Consider the following 17,255-nt stretch of genomic DNA (forward strand, 5'->3'; position numbering starts at 1 on the left):
CGGTACGGGGGCTTGCGGCTCGGCATCGCATCCCCGTAAGGGGGGCGCTTGCCCCGCGGCTGGCGCCTGGGCTCGCGGTCTGGCCCGGGCGCGCGGTGTCTGGCGTCCGAGTGGTTCGATGGGATGGGGGCTTGCGTCTTGCGGCCCGGCGCAGGCTTCCGCCTCCAGCGCCTGCGCTCGTCGAGGCATGGGCGCCCGTGGCTCAGCACCCGAACTCGGGCCCGCCAAGGCGCCCGGCGATGGGTCCCGCCGCCCGGCCATGGGCCCGCAGCCCCCTACCGGACCTGCGACCAGCGCGTGGGCTGCGGCCCCACGGCAAGGCCCGCCGGACGGCACTCGCGCCCGCCGCGCAGTATCCGGGCTTGCGCGGGTTTGCCGTTTTGCTGAAACGGCAACAGGCATCGACCGCATCGCCGCGCACCCGGCATGATCGTCGCCCGCGCCTCCGGTCACGCTAGTCCCGGGAGGGACCCATGCCGCAGACTCCAGCCGCCCACCACCGCCTTGTGCCCTCGCCCGCCGGCCGTGCCCACCTGGTCGAGCAGGGCAGTGGGCCCCTGGTACTGCTTGTACACGGGTTTCCGGAGTTCTGGTACTCGTGGCGGCACCAGCTCCCGGCGCTGGCCGCCGCCGGTTACCGTGCGGTGGCCCTCGACGTCCGCGGCTACGGCCGTTCCTCCAAACCCGGGGACCTGGCCGCGTACCGCATGCTCGACCTGGTCGCGGACAACGTCGCCGTGGTCGACGCCCTCGGCGAGCGGTCCGCCGTGATCGTCGGACACGACTGGGGCGCGACCATCGCCGCCACCTCGGCTCTGCTGCGGCCCGATGTGTTCCGCGCGGTCGGGCTGCTGAGCGTGCCCTACACCCCGCCCGGAGGGCCCAGGCCCAGCGAGGTCTTCGCGGGAATGGGCGGCGAGGAGGAGTTCTACGTCTCCTACTTCCAGAGCCCCGGCCGGGCCGAGGCCGAGATCGAGCCCGACGTACGAGGCTGGCTCGCCGGCTTCTACGCGGCCCTGTCCGCCGACACCATGCCCCCGCCCGGCGCGCCCGACCCGCATTTCGTCGCCCGCGGCGGGACGCTGCGTGAGAGGTTCCCGGCGGGCCGTCTGCCGCACTGGCTCGGTGAGGCCGAACTCTACGTCTTCGCCGGGGAGTTCGAACGGACCGGTCTTACCGGGGCTTTGAACCGCTACCGCAGCATGGACCGCGACTGGGAGGATCTGGCCGCCCACCACGACGCCCCCCTCGCGCAGCCCTCGTTGTTCGTGGGCGGATCCCTCGACGCGTCCACCACCTGGCTGGCGGACGCGATCAAGGCATACCCCACCACCCTTCCCGGGCTGACCTCCTCCCACGTCCTCGACGGCTGCGGCCACTGGATCCAGCAGGAACGCCCCGAGGAGGTCAACCGGCTACTGATCGACTGGCTCGGCTCTCTCGATTCTCCCGACTCTCCTGGTGACTGATGTGCGTCAGGGCTTGCCCGTCCAGGTGTGGGCCACGTCCACGATCACGTGGCCGTCCACCCGCAGCACACGGAACGGCAGCCGGGACCGGAGGCCGAGCCCGAGCTGGGTGTCGCCCTCGAAGCTGCCGGCGAACCGCGTGTCCCGGAACGCGCGGTACCCGGTGAGGTCGACGCCCGGCAGCGGACGGCCCGCCCGGGCGGGGTAGCTGGGTGCCCCGGTGTCGGGGTCGTAGCTGGGCGCGTGCACCCGCACCTCGAGGACGGCGCCGCCGCCGACGGGTATGAGCCGGCCCGATCCGTCCTGGTAGAGGTGGCTGACGTACCTGACGGAGTAGCCGAGGCTGTTCCGGCCCGCTCCGGGGATGTCGATGACCATCCGGTCGTAGCAGGTGTGGCGGCCGGTCCTGACGTTCTTGACCGGCTTCGTCGTGGATGCTGCGCGTGTCTTGGCGAGGCTGCCCCAGCCGGTGGGGCAGGTGACGGTCTGGGCGGTGACGGCGGGTTCGGCGTCGGCCGGAACCGCGGTCGCTCCCATGGCGGTACCCAGGAGCATGAGCGCTGCCCATGCGGTCCTGCTGTATGTTGCTCTGCTTCGTCTCATCTCGTCCCCCGAAGCGTGGTTCGTACTGGTATTTGATGAGACATACGGGATGGCTGAAAGGTTGCGGTCGCGGGCCGGTTATCTCCAGGGTGCGCTCACGCGGGCTCGGCCGGCTACCGGGATTCATTCGCAGTGCACCCGCGTTCACGCCGGTGGTGCAGCGAATCTGGGCGTGGCGCCGCGGAGCGTGGCCGAATCGTTCCAGCGGAGCTGGATTCAGTGGCTGCGTCCCGCTGTCAGTGGCTGGTGTTAGCGTCCGGGTCGTGCAGCTTCGGTATGCCTTCCGTCTCGACCCGACGCCTGGTCAGCGCAACGCGCTGGCCAGGGCGTTCGGATGTGCGCGAGTGGGGTGCAACGACGCGATCGCGGCGCGGGAGCGGGCGCGGGCGGCGGGAGAGGCGTTCCCCACAGCGGCGGCGCTGTCGAAGACGCTGGTCACGGAGGCGAAGCAGACGCGTGAGCGGCACTGGCTGGGCGAGGTGTCGGCGGTGGTGCTGCAGCAGTCGCTGCGGGACGCGGAGAGCGCCTACCGGAACTTCTTCGCCTCCCTGAAGGGATCCCGGAAAGGGGCGCGGGTAGGGGCGCCCCGTTTCAAGTCCCGTAAGGACGAAAAGCAGGCGGTCCGGTTCACCGCGAACGCACGCTGGAAGATCAGCGAGATCGGAAGGCTGGTGCTGCCCAAGATCGGCGAGGTGAAAGTGCGCTGGTCGCGCACGCTGCCCGCGACCCCTTCCAGCGTCACGGTCACCAAGGACGCGGCCGGGCGGTACTTCGCATCCTTCGTCATCGACACCGACCCGGAGCAGGACCGGACCCGCTTGCCCGAGCCGGACCCCGACAGTGCCGTCGGCATCGACCTGGGCCTGGTCCACTTCGCCGTCCTGTCCGACGGCACGAAGATCGACTCTCCGCGGTTCCTGCGCCGCGCGGAGAAGAAACTGAAGAGGGCCCGGCGGGAGCTGTCCCGCAAGCAGAAGGGATCCGAGAACCGGGCCAAGGCCCGGCTCAAGGTCGCCCGAGCCCACGCCAAAGTGGCTGACGCACGCCGCGAGTTCCACCACCAGCTCTCCACCACGCTGATCCGCGAGAACCAAGCGGTCGTGGTGGAGGACCTGGCGGTCAGGGCGCTGGCGCGCACGAGGCTGGGCAAGAGCGTGCATGATGCGGGCTGGTCCACGTTCGTGTCCATGCTCGATTACAAGGCGGCACGGTATGGCCGGACGTTTGTCATGATCGGACGGTTCCAGCCCACGAGTCAGGTGTGCTCCGCCTGTGGGATCAAGGACGGGCCCAAGCCCCTGCACGTGCGGGAGTGGACCTGCCCTGGGTGCGGGACGGTCCACGACCGGGACCACAACGCCGCGAAGAACATCAAGGCCGCCGGACTGGCGGTGACAGCCTGTGGAGCGCGGGTAAGACCGGAACATGTTCCGGCACCGCGCGATGAAGCAGGAAGCCACGGAATCCGGTCCGCAGGCCGTGCCGCGTAGCGGCACAGCACCGGACCGGAAGGCCAGAATCCTCGGGCTTCAGCCCGAGGAGCAAGTCAACAGGTCGGGATGAATCCGCCGTCGACCCGCACATCGGTACCCACCGTGTTCGCGGCCCGGGCCCCGGCGAGGAACAGTACGGCGTCCGCGACCTCGTCTGGCTGCGAGAACCGGCCGGTGACCATCGCGTGCGCGGCACCCGCCCGCACCGTCGACGGATCGGCGCCGGTCGCCCGGCTCACCGTGGCCGCCACACCGTCGTCGCCCAGCCACAGATCGGTGGCGACCGGGCCGGGGCTGACCGTGTTGACGCGGATCCCGCGGGCGCCCACCTCCTTCGACAGGCCCTTGGAGAAGGCGAGCAGCGCCGCCTTGGCCGTGCTGTAGTCGAGCACCAGGGGATCGGGCAGCGCGGCGTTCACCGAGGCGATGTTCACGATGCTGCCGCTGCCCCGCGCGAGCATGACGGGAAGCGTGGCGCGGGTCGTGCGGACGGCCGCCAGCAGGTTGAGGGTGAGCGAGGCCAGCCAGTCCTCGTCGGTGATGCTCAGGAACCCTTCGGGCCGCACGGGCGCGGCACCGACGTTGTTGACGAGGATGTCCACGCGGTCGCCCGCCCGCGCGACCAGCCGGGCAGGGCCCGACTCCGTGGCGAGGTCGACCTCGACGACCTCGACGGCGTCGGTCTTGGCCAACTCGTCCAGCTCGCCCGACGAGTGGCGGGCACCCGCGACCACCCTGGCCCCCTCACCCGCCAGCGCCCGTACGACGGCGAGGCCGATGCCGCGGCTGGCTCCGGTGACGACGGCGACCTGACCGTCGAGTTCATGGTCCATGACCTGCTCCTTGACGTGTCCGGGAGGGAGCCGGGGCGCTCGCCGCCCACCGAGCCGACCGTATGGGCAAGGCCGAGGGACCGGCTTCGGTCATGCGACTGTTTCCCCGGCGCCGCGCCCACCTGTTTTCCGCCGACGCACGCACCAGTCGGCGCTCTCCCGCCGTGCGACACGCACCGCGCGCACCGGCTGCCACAGGATGGGCGGAAAGGTCGCGAGATGAGCGGGCCCCAGCTCAAGATGGGAAAGGGGCCGCCGCCCCGCGAGCCGTTCGCCTCGGTCTCGCCCGGTCACTGCCGAAACGCGGGGGAGCATGGACGAACTGGACCTGGTGGGGCGCGACACGGAACTGCGGACCTTGGCGGAGCTGGTCGGACGGCTCCCCGAGGGCGGCGGTGCACTGGTCATCGCCGGTGCCGCGGGCATCGGCAAGTCCTCGCTGTTGCGCGCCGCGGTCCGGCTCGCGCGGGAGGCGGGCACCGAGGTCCTGGAGACGACCGGTGCCGAGTGCGAGGCGCGGCTGCCCTACGCGGGGCTGCACCAGCTTCTACGGCCCCTCGTCGGCACCGCCGAGGCGCTGCCCGCGCCGCAGCGCGGGGCGCTGATGTCGGCCTTCGGCGCCGAGGACGGGCCGCCGCCCGAACCGTTCCTGATCGCGCTCGCGGCGCTGGGCCTGCTGGCCGGGGCCGCCGCCGTACGGCCGGTCCTGGTGGCCGTCGACGACGTGCAGTGGCTGGATCACCCCACCCAGGAAGCGCTGGCGTTCATCGCGCGGCGCGTGGGCCGCGACCCGCTGGCCGTGGTGGGGACCGTACGGGCGGGTCACACGGGGCCCTTCCTCGACGCCGGCGTGCCCGAGCTCACCGTGACCGCCCTGGACGACACCGCGGCGCGCCGGCTGCTGGACGCCGGCGCGGACGACCTGCCCCCTGCCGTACGGCAGCAGATCCTGCGGGAGGCGCTCGGCAACCCGCTCGCGCTGGTGGAGCTCCCGACGGCATGGCGCACCAGGCCGCCGCTCGCGGGCGGGGACCCGGTCCGGCTGCTGCTGCCGCTCACCGATCGTCTGGAGCGCGCCTTCGCCGGCCGCGTCCTGGAACTGCCGCAGCCCACTCGGGATGCCGTCCTGGTGGCCGCCGTCGACTACGAGGAGCAGCTGCCGGAGATCCTCGCCGCCGCCTCTTTGCTGGCCGGGCACGACCTCACCGTCCAGGTCCTGGGCCCCGCCGCGGCCGCCGGCCTTCTCCACTTCGACGAGGCACGGCTGCGCTTCCGTCACCCGCTGGTCAGATCCGCCGTCCTGCAGTCCGAACCGTCCATTCGCCGGCTGGCGGCCAACGCCGCCCTGGCCGACGTACTGGTCGACGAGCCGTACCGCCGTACCTGGCACCGCGCCCAGTCGATCGTCGGCCCCGACGACCAGGTCGCCGACGAACTCGAGGCCAGCCACACCGTGTCGCTGCGCCGGGGTTCCGTCACCGCGGCGATCTGGGCGCTGGAGCGTTCCGCCCAGCTCAGCACCGGCTCCGCCACGCGCGGGCGCCGCCTGCTGCTGGCCGCCGAGCACGCCTTCGGGCTGGGCCGTGCGGACCTGGTGGACCGGCTGGTCACGGCGGCGGAGCGGACCGCGCTGTCGGAGCTGGACCGGGCCCGGATGGCGTGGCTCCGCGAGATCTTCGAGGACGGCGTGCCCGGTGATGCCGTCCGCGTCTTCGAACTGTGCGCCGTGGCGGAGCGGTCCGCGGCGGCCGGTGACCGGGACCTCGCCCTCAATCTGCTGCTGGGCGCGGCACTGCGCTGCTGGTGGGCCGAGACCGGACCCGAGGCGCGGGCCCGCGTCGTCGCCGTCACCGAAGCGCTCCCCGGCGCACTGGACGATCCGCGGGGCATCGCGGCCGTCGGCGTGGCCGAACCTCTGCTGCGCGGCAGAGCCGTCCGCGACCTGCTGACCCGGGCCGGCCCGGCCCGGGTCACCGACCCCGACCAGCTGCGCCTGCTCGGCATGGCGGCCCACGCCGTCGGCGATCTCACCCTCGCGGTCGACCTCCTGGGGCGGGCCGAACTGAAACTGCGCGAGCAGGGCCGCCTCGGACTGCTCTCCCATGTGCTGAGCATGCAGATCGGCGACCACCTCTGGCTGGGCGACTGGGAGCGAGCCGCGACCGCGGCGGAGGAGGGACTGCGGGTCGCCCGGGACACCGGGCAGCCGATCTGGAGCACCGGATCCAGAAGCCTCGAGGCCATCGCCGCCGGCCTGCGCGGGCAGGGACAGCACGCGCTGGAACTGGCCGCCGTCGCCGAGGCCGCCGCCCACGACCGCCGGCTCAACAACCTGCTGGCCTGCGTGCAGCTCGCCAAGGGCCTGACGTGGCTGACGGCCGGGCGCCCGCACGAGGCGTACGACGAGCTGTGCCGTCTTTTCGACCCGGCCGATCCCAGCCACCACCGGCGCGAGTGCTTCGACGGGGTGATGTTCCTCGCCGAGGCCGCCGCCCAGAGCGGTCACCGCGAACAGGCGCGAGCGGTGATCGCCGGTCTTGAGGAGGTCGCCGAGCTCACGAGTGCGCCGCTGCTGCACGTCCAGCTGGCCCACGCCCGCGCGGTGCTCGCCGACGACGCCGATGCCGAGAAGCTCTATCTGTCGGCCCTGCGCCAGGACCTGGGCCGCTGGCCTTTGGTCAGGGCCAAGACCGAGCTGGCGTACGGCAGTTGGCTGCGGCGCCACCGCCGGGCCGTAGAAGCCAGGGGGCCGCTGCGGTCGGCCCGGACCACCCTCGACCTCATCGGCGCGAGCGCCTGGGCGGACCAGGCGCGGGGCGAACTCCGGGCCACCGGGGAGCGGGTGGCCGACCGCACCGCCAGGGTCCAGGACGCGCTGTCTCCCCAGGAGCTGCAGATCGCCCGACTGGCGGCCGAAGGACTGTCCAACCGGCAGATCGGCGAACGGCTCTGTCTCTCGCCCCGCACGATCGGCTCCCACCTCTACCGCGTCTTCCCCAAACTCGGCATCACCTCGCGGGCACAGCTCGCCTCCCGGCTGGGACCCGGCGTGCCCTGACGGCCGCGCGGGCAGTCACCTGACTCAAGCGAAGGCAGCGCCGAGCGGAGGAGCATGCGACACGGACGCATGCCTCCTGGCGCCCGTCGACCGACCCCGAACCGGCGGAAGGACCCGATCATGGCCGGCACCGCCCCACCCGTCGTCTTCATCCACGGCCTCTGGCTGCACCCGACTTCCTGGGCACCCTGGCAGGAGCTGTTCGAGGCCGCGGGCCACCGGACTCTCACGCCCGGCTGGCCCGGCGTCGCCGAGACCGTCGAACTCGCGCGGGCCGACCCGGACTCCATCGCCGACCGCGGCATCGACGACGTCGTGGAGCACTACGCGGCCGTCATCGACGAGCTGCCCGAACGGCCCGTGCTCATCGGTCACTCCTTCGGCGGGCTGATCGCCCAGAAGCTGCTCGGCCAGGACCGCGCGGCGGCCGCGATCGCCATCGACGCGGCCCAGATCAAGGGCGTGCTCCCGCTGCCGCTGTCGGCACTGCGCTCCACCTTCCCGGTCTTCGCCAACCCGGCCAACCGGCACCGCGCGGTGTCGCTCACCGCCGAGCAGTTCCGCTTCGCCTTCGGCAACGCGGTGGCGGCCGAGGAGTCCGACGCGCTGTACGAACGCTGGACCATTCCGGCGCCGGGAAAGCCGCTGTTCGAGGCCGCCGCGGCCAACTTCTCCCCGCACTCGCCGGCCAAGGTCGACACGGGCAACGAGGCTCGCGGCCCACTGCTGCTGATCATGGGCGGTCGTGACCACACCGTCCCTGAAGCCGTCACCAAGGCCACGCTCAAGCAGTACCGGGATTCGACGGCGGTGACCGAACTGGTGGAGTTCGCCGACCGTGGCCACTCGCTCACCGTGGACAGCGGCTGGCGGGAGGTCGCGGACGCCTGCCTGGCATGGCTCGGCAAGCAGGGGTTGCAGCCGGACACCGCGCTCTGAGGAAGCGGTACGACACCTCAGCTCACCCGGAGCACGACCTTCCCCCGGCGGTGCTCCCGCTCCAGCGCCGCATATGCCCCCGCCGCGTCCGCCAGCGGCACCACCCGGTCGATGCGTGACGTCAGCCTCCCGGACTCGAACAGCCGGGCGAGCTCGATGAGTCCGGCACGGTCCGGTTCGACCACGAAGAACACTCCGCGCGCCCCGCCCGCCCGGCTCGGGTCGGGCGGGGCGACGATGCTGACGAGCACACCCCCGGCCCGCAGCACCTGCCAGGAGCGGGTCTGGGTGTCGCCGCCGACCGTGTCGAGGACCAGGTCGACATCCTTGACCTGGTCCTCGAACCGCTCGCTCGCGTAGTCGACGACGTGCTCCGCACCCAGCTCACGTACGAATTCCGTGTCTTCGGCCGAGGCGGTGGCGGTGACGGAGGCGCCCAGGGCCGCGGCGATCTGCACCGCGAAGGAGCCCACCCCGCCCGCGCCGCCGTGCACCAGGACGCGCCCGCCCGTAGTGAGGCCGCCGTGGCGGACGAGGCCCTGCCAGGCCGTCAGCCCGGCCAGCGTCAACGCGGCCGCGGCGTCGTGGGACAGCGCCGCGGGCTTGGCGGCCAGCACCCCCGCCGGGACGGCGGTGAACTCCGCCGCCGCACCGTCCCGCGTGAAGGGAATCAGACCGAACACGTCATCACCGACCGACAACTCCGAGACCCCGGAGCCCAGTTCGGCGATCGTCCCCGACACCTCCTTGGCGGGGACGATCGGCACACGGGAGCTGCCCGTGCCGTCGAAGCTGTCCGTCCAGGTCGCGTCCCAGCCCAGTTCCCCGGAGGTGATCGAGGCCGACCGGACGGCGACGAGCACCTCGCCCGGCCCGGGCACCGGCCGCGGCGCGACCTCGTAGACGAGCTGCTGCGGCCCGCCGCGCGAGTGCCCGCGGACCGCGTGCATGGAGGCCGTGGTGTCCATGAGAGCTCCCTTCGCCGGGCGCATGCCAATGGGGCGGGCGTACACGCGACCACGTCGATCGCCGTACCTGACCATGTTCGTCCTCGCGGCGCTGCGCGGCTTGAGTCGGATGACTGAGCCGGTTGCCGACCCTGCTGACCAGCCTTGACCGCAGGGGGCCGGGATTGCGGGACCCGCCATGAATGGACTGTGGGGAGGGCCGTTCGCCGTCACTGCGGCTCGTGCGTCCACCGCCCGCCCAGCATGGTGGCGTGCACCGGCATCTCCCGCAGCGTGCGCGCGTCCGCTACCGAGGGGTCCACGTCCAGGACCACCAGGTCGGCCACGTCGCCTTCCCGCAGCTGCGATCGTCCCCGCGCCGACGCCGCGAGCGCTGCCGTCACCGGGATCCGCTGCTCGGGATGCCAGGCGGGCCGCTCGTCGTCCGTCCGGTGTACGGCCGCCGCGATGCCCAGCCAGGGGTCGAGCGGGGAGACGGGAGCGTCGGAGCCGAACTCCAGCCGGGCGCCGGACGCCAGCAGGTCGCCGTAGGCGAAGGCGCGCCCGGTGCGCCCGGCCCAGTGCCGGTCGGCCACATCGCGGTCGTCGGTGGCGTGCGCGGGCTGGACTCCGGCGGTGACGCCCAGTTCCGCGAACCGCGGCACATCGGCCGCCGTCAGCAGCTGGGCGTGCTCGATACGGCCCCGGCAGCCGACGTCCGCGAACGCGTCGAGCGCGAGGGTGTTGGCCCGGTCGCCGATCGCGTGCACGGCGGGCTCGATGCCATGGGCGGCGGCACGCCGCATCAGACGGACCAGCTCCTCGTACGCGGTCTCCTGGATGCCGTATGCCTCTGTCGTGCCCTCGAGGCCCGGGTAGGGGTCGCAGCACAGTGCCGTCCGCGTGTTGAGGGAACCGTCCGTGAACAGCTTGAGCGGGCCGACCTGGACCAGTCCGCCGGTGCCGGGCAGAAGGTCACCCGTCGACAGCCCGCGCTCAAGGACAGCGTCCAGGTGCCGGGGGTAGACGGCTGCCTGCACCCGCACGGCGGGCGCCGCACTCGCCGCCCGTCGACCCCAGTCCGCGAGGTTGTCGGAGAAGTGGAAGTCGATGATGCCCGTCACGCCCCGCGCGGCCGCATCCCGGCAGGCCTCAGCCACCCACTGGTCGAGGACCTCGTCGGGCACCTCGGGCAGCGCCCGCATGGCCTCGAAGCACTCGTGCTCGCGCAGCAGTCCCGTGGCATGGTCACTGCGGCCCACCAGCGCCAGGCACGCCGAGTTCAGCCACACGGCATGCAGATCGGCGCTGATGAGCGCGACCGGCCGGCCCGGGCACACGGAGTCGAGCAGCGCCTTGTGGGGCGTGTCCGGCCACAGGCCGTCCCGGAAGCCCTGACCCATGACCATCTCGTCGGCGGGCAGCCCCACGGCGTGCAGACGTACGGTGTCAGCGACCGCCCGCGCGGACTCCAGCCCCGTGAGATCGACCCGATGACGGTTGCCGGCCCACTGCGCCGCGTGCACATGGGCGTCCCACAGGCCCGGCAGCACGGTCCGCCCGTCCATGTCGAGCACCGGGCCGCCGAGGTCCCTCGCCACCTCGACGGCGACGACCCGGCCGCCCGCGATGCGCACACTGCCCAGCGGCCCACCGGCGCCCAACCGCACTCGGGAGAGCGTCAGCGCGGGCGGGGCGTCGAGGTCGTCCGCGGCGGGGCCGGGTATGCCGTCGAGGCTCGTCATCAAGGGCTCCAGTGGTGAGATCCCGGGGATCGGCTTCCGAGGCTACGCGGCGACGGAGTCGCGCAGGCGGGTGGAGCTCCGGTAGGTGGAGATGCCCACGGCCAGCAGCCAGTAGCTGAGGATCGCTCCCATCAGAGCGGTCGTGCCCCAGCCGTTCGCGGCGTAGAAGTGCGCGGGTGTGTTGCCGAAGAACAGGGACGGTACGAAGGCCAGGTTGATCGCGGCCAGGACGTAGGCCGAGCGGCCGATCCAGCGGGGCAGCACGTCGGTGCGCGCGACGACGTAGCCGACCGCTGTCAGGAAGAGGCCCAGCATCAGCCGGGAGATCGACCCGTAGAGGATGTAGGTGCCGCTGACCGTGATGGTCGGATCGATCGGACGGTCGGTGGCGATGACCGCGCCGGCCTCAAGGCCCATCGAGACCAGGGTGACCGTCGCGTAGACCAGCCCCGTGGCGGAGGCGAGCGAGCCTGCCCACTCGTAGCCGGGATGGGTGCGCCTGACCAGTTCACGGAAGGCCGTCACGAAGACGACCAGGCAGGCGAGGGCGACGATTCCCAGCAGCAGCCGGGCGAGCACGTTGGCGTCCGGCGGCGGGCCCGAGTAGACGAAGTACAGGGGTACTTCGACGATGAGTGCGGCCGCGGTGGCGATGCCGGCGACGCCTGTCAGGCGCCTGGCGAAGGTTTCGGTCATGGGTGTTCCCCCGAGTCCGTGAGGTGGATTCCGCGTCGGCCCGGTTACCGACATGAGGAATCCTTCCGGCCGCGGGGCCCGCCGTCGCTGGGCCTGAGGACCGGATCCACGGTGTCCTCAGCACCACCCTCAGCCCAGGGCCTTGTCCAGGTTGAAGGCGGCGCTGATGAGGGCGAGATGCGTGAACGCCTGCGGGAAGTTGCCCTGTTGCTCGCCGGTGTGGCTGATCTCCTCGGCGTACAGGCCCAGATGGTTGGCGTAGGTGAGCATCTTCTCGAAGGCGAGGCGTGCCTCGTCGATGCGGCCGGCGTGGACCATGGCCTCGACGTACCAGAACGAGCAGATGGAGAACGTGCCTTCGTCGCCGCGCAGCCCGTCGGGGCTGGCCATCGGGTCATAGCGGTAGACGAGGGAGTCGGACACCAGGTCGTGGGTGAGGGCGTCGAGGGTGGACAGCCACTTGGGGTCGGTGGGGGCGATGAACTTCGTCAGCGGCATCATCAGGACGGCCGCGTCGAGTACGTCCTCGCCGTCCTCGTGCTGGACGAACGCCTGTCGGGTCTCGGACCAGCCCCGCTTCATGATCCGCCGGTAGATCGTGTCGCGGGACTCGCGCCAGCGGGGCAGGTCGGCGGGCAGACCGCGGCGGTTGGCCATGCGGATGGCCCGCTCGATGGCGACCCAGCACATCAGACGGGAGTACAGGAAGTTCTTGCGGCCGCCGCGGGTCTCCCAGATGCCCTCGTCGGGCTGGTCCCAGTGCTGGCACACCCATTCCACCAGCGTGCACACGTCGTCCCACTGGGCGCTGGAGATGGGCTTGGCCCATTTGTCGTAGAGGTAGATCGAGTCGATCAGCGCGCCGTAGATGTCGAGCTGGAGCTGGTCGGCGGCGGCGTTGCCGATGCGTACCGGCGCGGAGCCCTGATGGCCCTCCAGGTGGTCGAGTTCGAGTTCGGTGAGGTCGGTGCGGCCGTCGATGCCGTACATGATCTGCAGGGGTGCGGAGGTGCCGTCGGCGCTCGGACTGACGTGCCGGGTCAGGAAGTTCATGAACGCCTCGGCCTCTTCGGTGAAGCCGAGCCGCAGCAGCGCGTAGACGGCGAAGGCGGCGTCGCGCACCCACACATACCGGTAGTCCCAGTTGCGTTCGCCGCCCAGCTGCTCGGGCAGGCTCGTGGTCGGGGCGGCCACGATGGCGCCGGTGGGCGCGTAGGTGAGCAGCTTCAGGGTGAGGGCGGAGCGGTGCACCATCTCCCGCCAGCGGCCACGGTACTTGGACGCCGACAGCCAGCGCCGCCAGTACGCCACCGTCGTGCCGAACTGCTCCTCCGCCTCCAGTTTCGCGCACCGGCGCGGCTGCACGTCGCCGCCGACCTGGTCCAGCGCGAACACCGCGGTCTCGCCCTCGGAGAGCTTGAAGTCGGCCTGTACGTCCGGCCCGTCGACCTCCAGCGGCACCGTCGCCGTCAGCGCGAGCGACAGTTCCTCGGAGGCGAACACCGCGACCTCGCCGACCAGGCGCACGGTGTGCGGCCGGGTGCCGTAGTCGAAGCGTGGGGCCACCCGCGTGCGGAACGGGATGGAGCCGCGCACGCACACCACCCGCCGGATCAGCCGGTGCCGCTCGGTCTCGACGTCGCCGCCGTTCAGGGGCATGAAGTCCTGCACCTCGCCGACGCCGTCCTCGGTGAAGAACCGGGTGATCAGCACATTGGTGTCGGGGAAGTAGAACTGCTTGGTCTTCGCCGGCACGGACGCCGCCAGCTCGAAGGAGCCGCCGCGCTCCGCGTCCAGGATCGCCGCGAAGACGCTCGGTGCGTCGAAGGCCGGGCAGCAGTACCAGTCGATGGTGCCGTCGGTGCCCACGAGGGCCACGCTGCGCAGATCGCCGATCAGTCCGTGCTCGGCGATCGGCAGATAGCGGGGAGCGGCCCCCGGGGCGCCCTGGTCGATCGCTCCTGAGCTCATCGCAGCCTCCCTGCCCCGACCCGCGTCCGCGCTCCCAGCCTAGGCCGAATCGACCGGCCGGGCGTGTGGATCGCGGGGGCCCGGGCGCACTGTCGGGAGTAGGTGCCACCTCGGTGGCGGTCGTGCCCATGCGCCCGCATGCTTGATTGTGCTCGAAAGGTAGCTATATCTTGCAAGAACAATCACGTGGCGAAGCGGGACCAGAGATCGGATCAGGGGAGGCCCGGCATGACGCATGTCGAGGACGAGCTGACCAGCCAGCCCGAGTGCTGGATGCGGGCCGCGTCGGAGGCGGACCGGCACCGCGAAGTGCTCCCGGCGCCCGGGGAGCGGGTCGCGATCGTCGGGTGCGGCACCTCGTACTTCATGGCGCAGGCGGCCGCCGCGCTGCGCGAGGGCGCGGGGCAGGGCGAGACGGACGCCTTCGCCGCCTCCGAGTTCCCCCACGGCCGCTCGTACGACCGTGTCGTGGCCCTCACCCGCTCGGGCACCACCACCGAAGTCCTCGACCTGCTCGGCCAGTTGAGGGGACGCACCCGAACGACGGCGATCACCGCCGACCCGGACACACCGGTCATGGCAGCCGCCGACGACCTTGTCGTCCTCGACTACGCGGACGAGCGGTCCGTCGTACAGACGCGGTTCGCGACGACCGCGCTGACCCTGCTCCGCGCGCATCTGGGCCTGCACGCCGACGCCGTCGTCGCCGACGCCCGCACCGCTCTCGCGACCCCGCTGCCCGAAGGGCTCGTCGCCTGCACGCAGTTCACCTTCCTGGGCCGGGGCTGGACGGTGGGCCTGGCCAACGAGGCGGGGCTGAAGATGCGCGAGGCCTCACTCGCCTGGACCGAGGCCTACCCGGCGATGGAGTACCGGCACGGCCCCATCAGCATCACCACCCACGGCACGGCGACCTGGATGCTCGGCGAAGCCCCCGAGGGCCTGGCCGAGCAGGTGCGCGCCACCGGCGGGCTGTGGATCGCGGGCGACCTCGACCCGCTCGCCGAACTGGTCCGCGCCCAGCGCCTCGCGGTCGCCGTCGCCGCGGCCCGCGGCCTCGACCCCGACCAGCCGCGTCACCTCACCCGCTCGGTGATCCTCGCTCCCTGACCGCCCTGAAACGCCCGAAGGGGGAAGCCGTGCCTTTCGTCACCATCGGCGAACTGGTCCATCGGACCGTTGCCGCGCGTCGCGCCGTCGTGGCCCGCGGGCTCGATTCGGACCGGCCGAGCCATCTCGCCCGCTCGGTGGTCCTCGCTCCCTGACCGCCCTGAAACGCCCGATGGGAGAAGCCGTGCCCCTCGTCACCATCGGTGAACTGGTCCATCGGACCGCTGCCGCGCGTCGCGCCGTCGTGGCCCGCGGGCTCGATTCGGACCGGCCGAGCCATCTCGCCCGCTCGGTGGTCCTCGCTCCCTGACCGCCCCGAAACGCCCGATGGGAGAAGCCGTGCCCCTCGTCACCACCGGTGAACTGGTCACCCGGGCCGCCGCCGAGCGCTCCGCCGTCGCCGCCTTCAACATCATCACCCTTGAACATGTCGAGGCAGTCATCGCGGGTGCCGAGTCCGCCAAGGCGCCCGTCGTCCTCCAGGTCAGCGAGAACGCCGTCAAGTTCCGCTACGGACGGCTGCTCCCGCTCGCCCGCGCGGCCGCCGTCGCCGCCGACCGCGCCTCGGTGCCCGTCGCGCTGCACCTCGACCACGTCCAGAGCGAGGACCTGCTGCGCCAGGCGGCGGACGCCGGATTCAGCTCCGTGATGTACGACGCGGCCCGCCTGCCCTACGAGCAGAACCTCGCCGCGACCCGGGCCGCCGTCGACTGGGCGCACGCCCAAGGCCTCTGGATCGAGGCCGAGTTGGGGCAGGTCGGCGGCAAGACGGGGGAGCCCCCGCTGGACGCCCACGCGCCCGGCGCCCGCACCGACCCCGCCGAGGCACGCGCCTTCGTCGCCGACTCCGGGGTGAACGCCCTCGCCGTCGCCATCGGCAGCACCCACGCCATGACCACCCGCACCGCCGCCCTCGACCACGACCTCCTCAAACGCCTGTCGGCCACCCTGGACGTACCACTCGTCCTGCACGGCTCCTCGGGCGTGCCGGACCACGAACTGGCCGCGGCGGTCGCGGGCGGCATCGCCAAGGTGAACCTCGGCACGGCCCTCAACATCGCCATGACGGGCGCGATCCGCGACTTCCTCGCCGCCCATCCGGACGCGGTCGACCCACGCACGTACCTGAGCGTGGGAAGGGAGGCGATGGCGCGGGCGGTGACCGGGATCATCCGGACCGTCGGCCGGCCCGTCGCCTGATCACTTCCTGACGGCCTTCAGCACCACGAACTTCGGGTCACTGGCGACCAGTTGACTGTTGCCGAACACCTTGCGCAGCTTGACGTGGTACCCCAGGTGCCGGTTGCCGACCACCCACATCTCGCCGCCGGGACGCAGCACGCGCCGCGCCCCGGTGAACATCCGCCACGCCGTCGTGTCGGTCGTCGCCTGGTGCGAGTGGAAGGGCGGATTGCTCAGGACGAGGTCGACACTCCCGTCCGGAAGCCCCGCCAGCCCGTCCCCGACCCGGAACTCCGCGTGTCCGGGCACCCCGTTCGCCTTGTACGTCGCCTCCGCCGAGGCCACCGCCTGGAACGACTCGTCCACGAACAGCACCTCGGCCGAGGGCTCGGCCACCGCCACCGCCGTCCCGACCACCCCGTTGCCGCAGCCCAGGTCCACCACCCGCCGGCCGCCGAGCGCGGCCGGCAGGTGCTGCAGGAAGAAGCGGGTGCCGATGTCGAGGCGGTCGGCGCAGAAGACGCCCGCGTGGTTGACCACGGTGCGCCCGGAGACCGGGCCGATGCCCTCGGGCAGCGCGTAGCTGTACGGCCACGGGTTCGCGGGCCGCTCCAGGGCGGTGTCCGGCGTGCAGAAGATCAACCTGGCCTTCCGCTCGGCCAGCGAGGTGCGGGTCGGCCCCAGGATCCGCTCGAACAGCTGGAGCGTCGAGGTGTGGATCTCCTTCACCATCCCGGTGCCGACGACGACCGTCCCCTCGTGCACCGAGGGCGCCAGCCGCAGCAGCTGCTCCTCCAGGAGCGCCAGGCTCTTGGGGACCCTGACCAGGAGGACGTCGATGCGGTCGGGCGGCGGATCCTGCGTGGTCAGCAGCCGTACGGCACCGGTCTCGACGCCCGCCCGGGCCAGGTTCGCGCGGGTCGCCTCCTGGGCGAGGAACGAGTCGGTGATCTGCACGGGCCGGTGCGCCGCGAGCGCGGTGACCAGGGCGCCCCAGCGGTCGCCGAGGACCACGACCGTGCCGGACAGCGGGACCTTCTCGGCCGCCAGATGCCTGAGCAGGTACTCGTCGGAGGCGTCCCAGGCACGCAGCCTCTCGCGCGGGTCCTCGGGGAAGCGGGCCAGCGCGAGCTCGCCCCACGGCGTCGTCATACGGTCGTTCATCGTGCGTCAAGGCTAGCCGAGCCGCAGTTCACGGCCGGTGGGGGA

The 17,255-nt window shown here is 72.1% G+C and carries 15 protein-coding genes; 8 read left to right on the forward strand and 7 right to left on the reverse strand.

Going from position 1 to position 17,255, the window contains the following annotated elements; all coding sequences use genetic code 11:
- Positions 1-473 precede the first annotated feature (473 nt).
- Entirely contained in the window at positions 474-1,469 is a 996-nt protein-coding gene (locus tag ABT254_RS04230; RefSeq protein ID WP_351463316.1) for an alpha/beta fold hydrolase, read from the forward strand.
- Between the two features lie 6 nt (positions 1,470-1,475).
- Here ABT254_RS04230 and ABT254_RS04235 read toward each other — a convergent pair whose 3' ends face one another.
- The gene (locus ABT254_RS04235; protein WP_502971918.1) at positions 1,476-2,072 is read right to left on the reverse strand and encodes an AMIN-like domain-containing (lipo)protein; all 597 of its coding nucleotides are present in this window, start codon (positions 2,070-2,072) and stop codon (positions 1,476-1,478) included.
- Positions 2,073-2,335: 263 nt separating this feature from the next.
- Here ABT254_RS04235 and ABT254_RS04240 point away from each other — a divergent pair, with 263 nt between their 5' ends.
- On the forward strand, positions 2,336-3,562 hold the full coding sequence (locus ABT254_RS04240; protein ID WP_351463320.1) for an RNA-guided endonuclease InsQ/TnpB family protein: 1,227 nt from the start codon (positions 2,336-2,338) through the stop codon (positions 3,560-3,562).
- A gap of 56 nt (positions 3,563-3,618) precedes the next feature.
- Here ABT254_RS04240 and ABT254_RS04245 read toward each other — a convergent pair whose 3' ends face one another.
- Positions 3,619-4,398, reverse strand: coding sequence for an SDR family NAD(P)-dependent oxidoreductase (locus ABT254_RS04245; protein WP_351463322.1), 780 nt, complete (start codon positions 4,396-4,398; stop codon positions 3,619-3,621).
- 313 nt (positions 4,399-4,711) lie between these two features.
- Between ABT254_RS04245 and ABT254_RS04250 the strand changes: the two genes are divergently transcribed.
- Entirely contained in the window at positions 4,712-7,456 is a 2,745-nt protein-coding gene (locus tag ABT254_RS04250; protein WP_351463324.1) for a helix-turn-helix transcriptional regulator, read from the forward strand.
- A gap of 120 nt (positions 7,457-7,576) precedes the next feature.
- Positions 7,577-8,395: an alpha/beta hydrolase gene (locus tag ABT254_RS04255; protein WP_351463326.1), complete on the forward strand. Its 819-nt coding sequence runs from the start codon at positions 7,577-7,579 to the stop codon at positions 8,393-8,395.
- A 17-nt stretch (positions 8,396-8,412) separates the two neighbouring features.
- Here ABT254_RS04255 and ABT254_RS04260 read toward each other — a convergent pair whose 3' ends face one another.
- The 4 genes from ABT254_RS04260 to ABT254_RS04275 form a co-directional block, all read right to left on the reverse strand.
- Entirely contained in the window at positions 8,413-9,363 is a 951-nt protein-coding gene (locus ABT254_RS04260; RefSeq protein WP_351463328.1) for an NADP-dependent oxidoreductase, read from the reverse strand.
- A gap of 209 nt (positions 9,364-9,572) precedes the next feature.
- Positions 9,573-11,087 (reverse strand): amidohydrolase, encoded by a 1,515-nt coding sequence (locus ABT254_RS04265; RefSeq protein WP_351463330.1) that lies wholly within the window; start codon positions 11,085-11,087, stop codon positions 9,573-9,575.
- 42 nt (positions 11,088-11,129) lie between these two features.
- Complete coding sequence (locus ABT254_RS04270; protein ID WP_351463332.1) at positions 11,130-11,783, reverse strand: hypothetical protein; 654 nt, start codon at positions 11,781-11,783, stop codon at positions 11,130-11,132.
- Positions 11,784-11,912: 129 nt separating this feature from the next.
- On the reverse strand, positions 11,913-13,754 hold the full coding sequence (locus ABT254_RS04275; RefSeq protein WP_351463333.1) for a glycoside hydrolase family 15 protein: 1,842 nt from the start codon (positions 13,752-13,754) through the stop codon (positions 11,913-11,915).
- A 228-nt stretch (positions 13,755-13,982) separates the two neighbouring features.
- Here ABT254_RS04275 and ABT254_RS04280 point away from each other — a divergent pair, with 228 nt between their 5' ends.
- From ABT254_RS04280 to ABT254_RS04295, 4 genes are read left to right on the forward strand one after another with little or no spacing between them, the layout of a single operon-like run.
- Positions 13,983-14,864 (forward strand): SIS domain-containing protein, encoded by an 882-nt coding sequence (locus ABT254_RS04280; RefSeq protein WP_351463335.1) that lies wholly within the window; start codon positions 13,983-13,985, stop codon positions 14,862-14,864.
- A 29-nt stretch (positions 14,865-14,893) separates the two neighbouring features.
- Positions 14,894-15,019 carry a hypothetical protein gene (locus ABT254_RS04285; RefSeq protein ID WP_351463337.1) on the forward strand — a complete coding sequence of 42 codons (126 nt, stop codon included), beginning with the start codon at positions 14,894-14,896 and terminating at the stop codon, positions 15,017-15,019.
- A gap of 29 nt (positions 15,020-15,048) precedes the next feature.
- Positions 15,049-15,174: a hypothetical protein gene (locus ABT254_RS04290; protein WP_351463339.1), complete on the forward strand. Its 126-nt coding sequence runs from the start codon at positions 15,049-15,051 to the stop codon at positions 15,172-15,174.
- A gap of 29 nt (positions 15,175-15,203) precedes the next feature.
- Positions 15,204-16,064 carry a class II fructose-bisphosphate aldolase gene (locus ABT254_RS04295; protein WP_351463341.1) on the forward strand — a complete coding sequence of 287 codons (861 nt, stop codon included), beginning with the start codon at positions 15,204-15,206 and terminating at the stop codon, positions 16,062-16,064.
- On the opposite strand, the gene ABT254_RS04300 is transcribed toward ABT254_RS04295, so the two are convergent.
- Positions 16,065-17,198: a methyltransferase gene (locus tag ABT254_RS04300; protein WP_351463343.1), complete on the reverse strand. Its 1,134-nt coding sequence runs from the start codon at positions 17,196-17,198 to the stop codon at positions 16,065-16,067.
- Positions 17,199-17,255 lie beyond the last annotated feature (57 nt).

Origin of the sequence: Streptomyces sp. NPDC001137 (assembly GCF_040298885.1) — a bacterium.
Lineage (GTDB): Bacteria > Actinomycetota > Actinomycetes > Streptomycetales > Streptomycetaceae > Streptomyces.

Coding starts and splice junctions, on each gene's coding strand:
- ABT254_RS04230 (WP_351463316.1), top strand. CDS start 474: ATGCCGCAGACTCCAGCCGCCCACCACCGCCTTGTGCCCTCGCCCGCC.
- ABT254_RS04235 (WP_502971918.1), bottom strand. CDS start 2,072: ATGAGACGAAGCAGAGCAACATACAGCAGGACCGCATGGGCAGCGCTC.
- ABT254_RS04245 (WP_351463322.1), bottom strand. CDS start 4,398: ATGGACCATGAACTCGACGGTCAGGTCGCCGTCGTCACCGGAGCCAGC.
- ABT254_RS04250 (WP_351463324.1), top strand. CDS start 4,712: ATGGACGAACTGGACCTGGTGGGGCGCGACACGGAACTGCGGACCTTG.
- ABT254_RS04255 (WP_351463326.1), top strand. CDS start 7,577: ATGGCCGGCACCGCCCCACCCGTCGTCTTCATCCACGGCCTCTGGCTG.
- ABT254_RS04260 (WP_351463328.1), bottom strand. CDS start 9,363: ATGGACACCACGGCCTCCATGCACGCGGTCCGCGGGCACTCGCGCGGC.
- ABT254_RS04265 (WP_351463330.1), bottom strand. CDS start 11,087: ATGACGAGCCTCGACGGCATACCCGGCCCCGCCGCGGACGACCTCGAC.
- ABT254_RS04270 (WP_351463332.1), bottom strand. CDS start 11,783: ATGACCGAAACCTTCGCCAGGCGCCTGACAGGCGTCGCCGGCATCGCC.
- ABT254_RS04275 (WP_351463333.1), bottom strand. CDS start 13,754: ATGAGCTCAGGAGCGATCGACCAGGGCGCCCCGGGGGCCGCTCCCCGC.
- ABT254_RS04280 (WP_351463335.1), top strand. CDS start 13,983: ATGACGCATGTCGAGGACGAGCTGACCAGCCAGCCCGAGTGCTGGATG.
- ABT254_RS04300 (WP_351463343.1), bottom strand. CDS start 17,198: ATGACGACGCCGTGGGGCGAGCTCGCGCTGGCCCGCTTCCCCGAGGAC.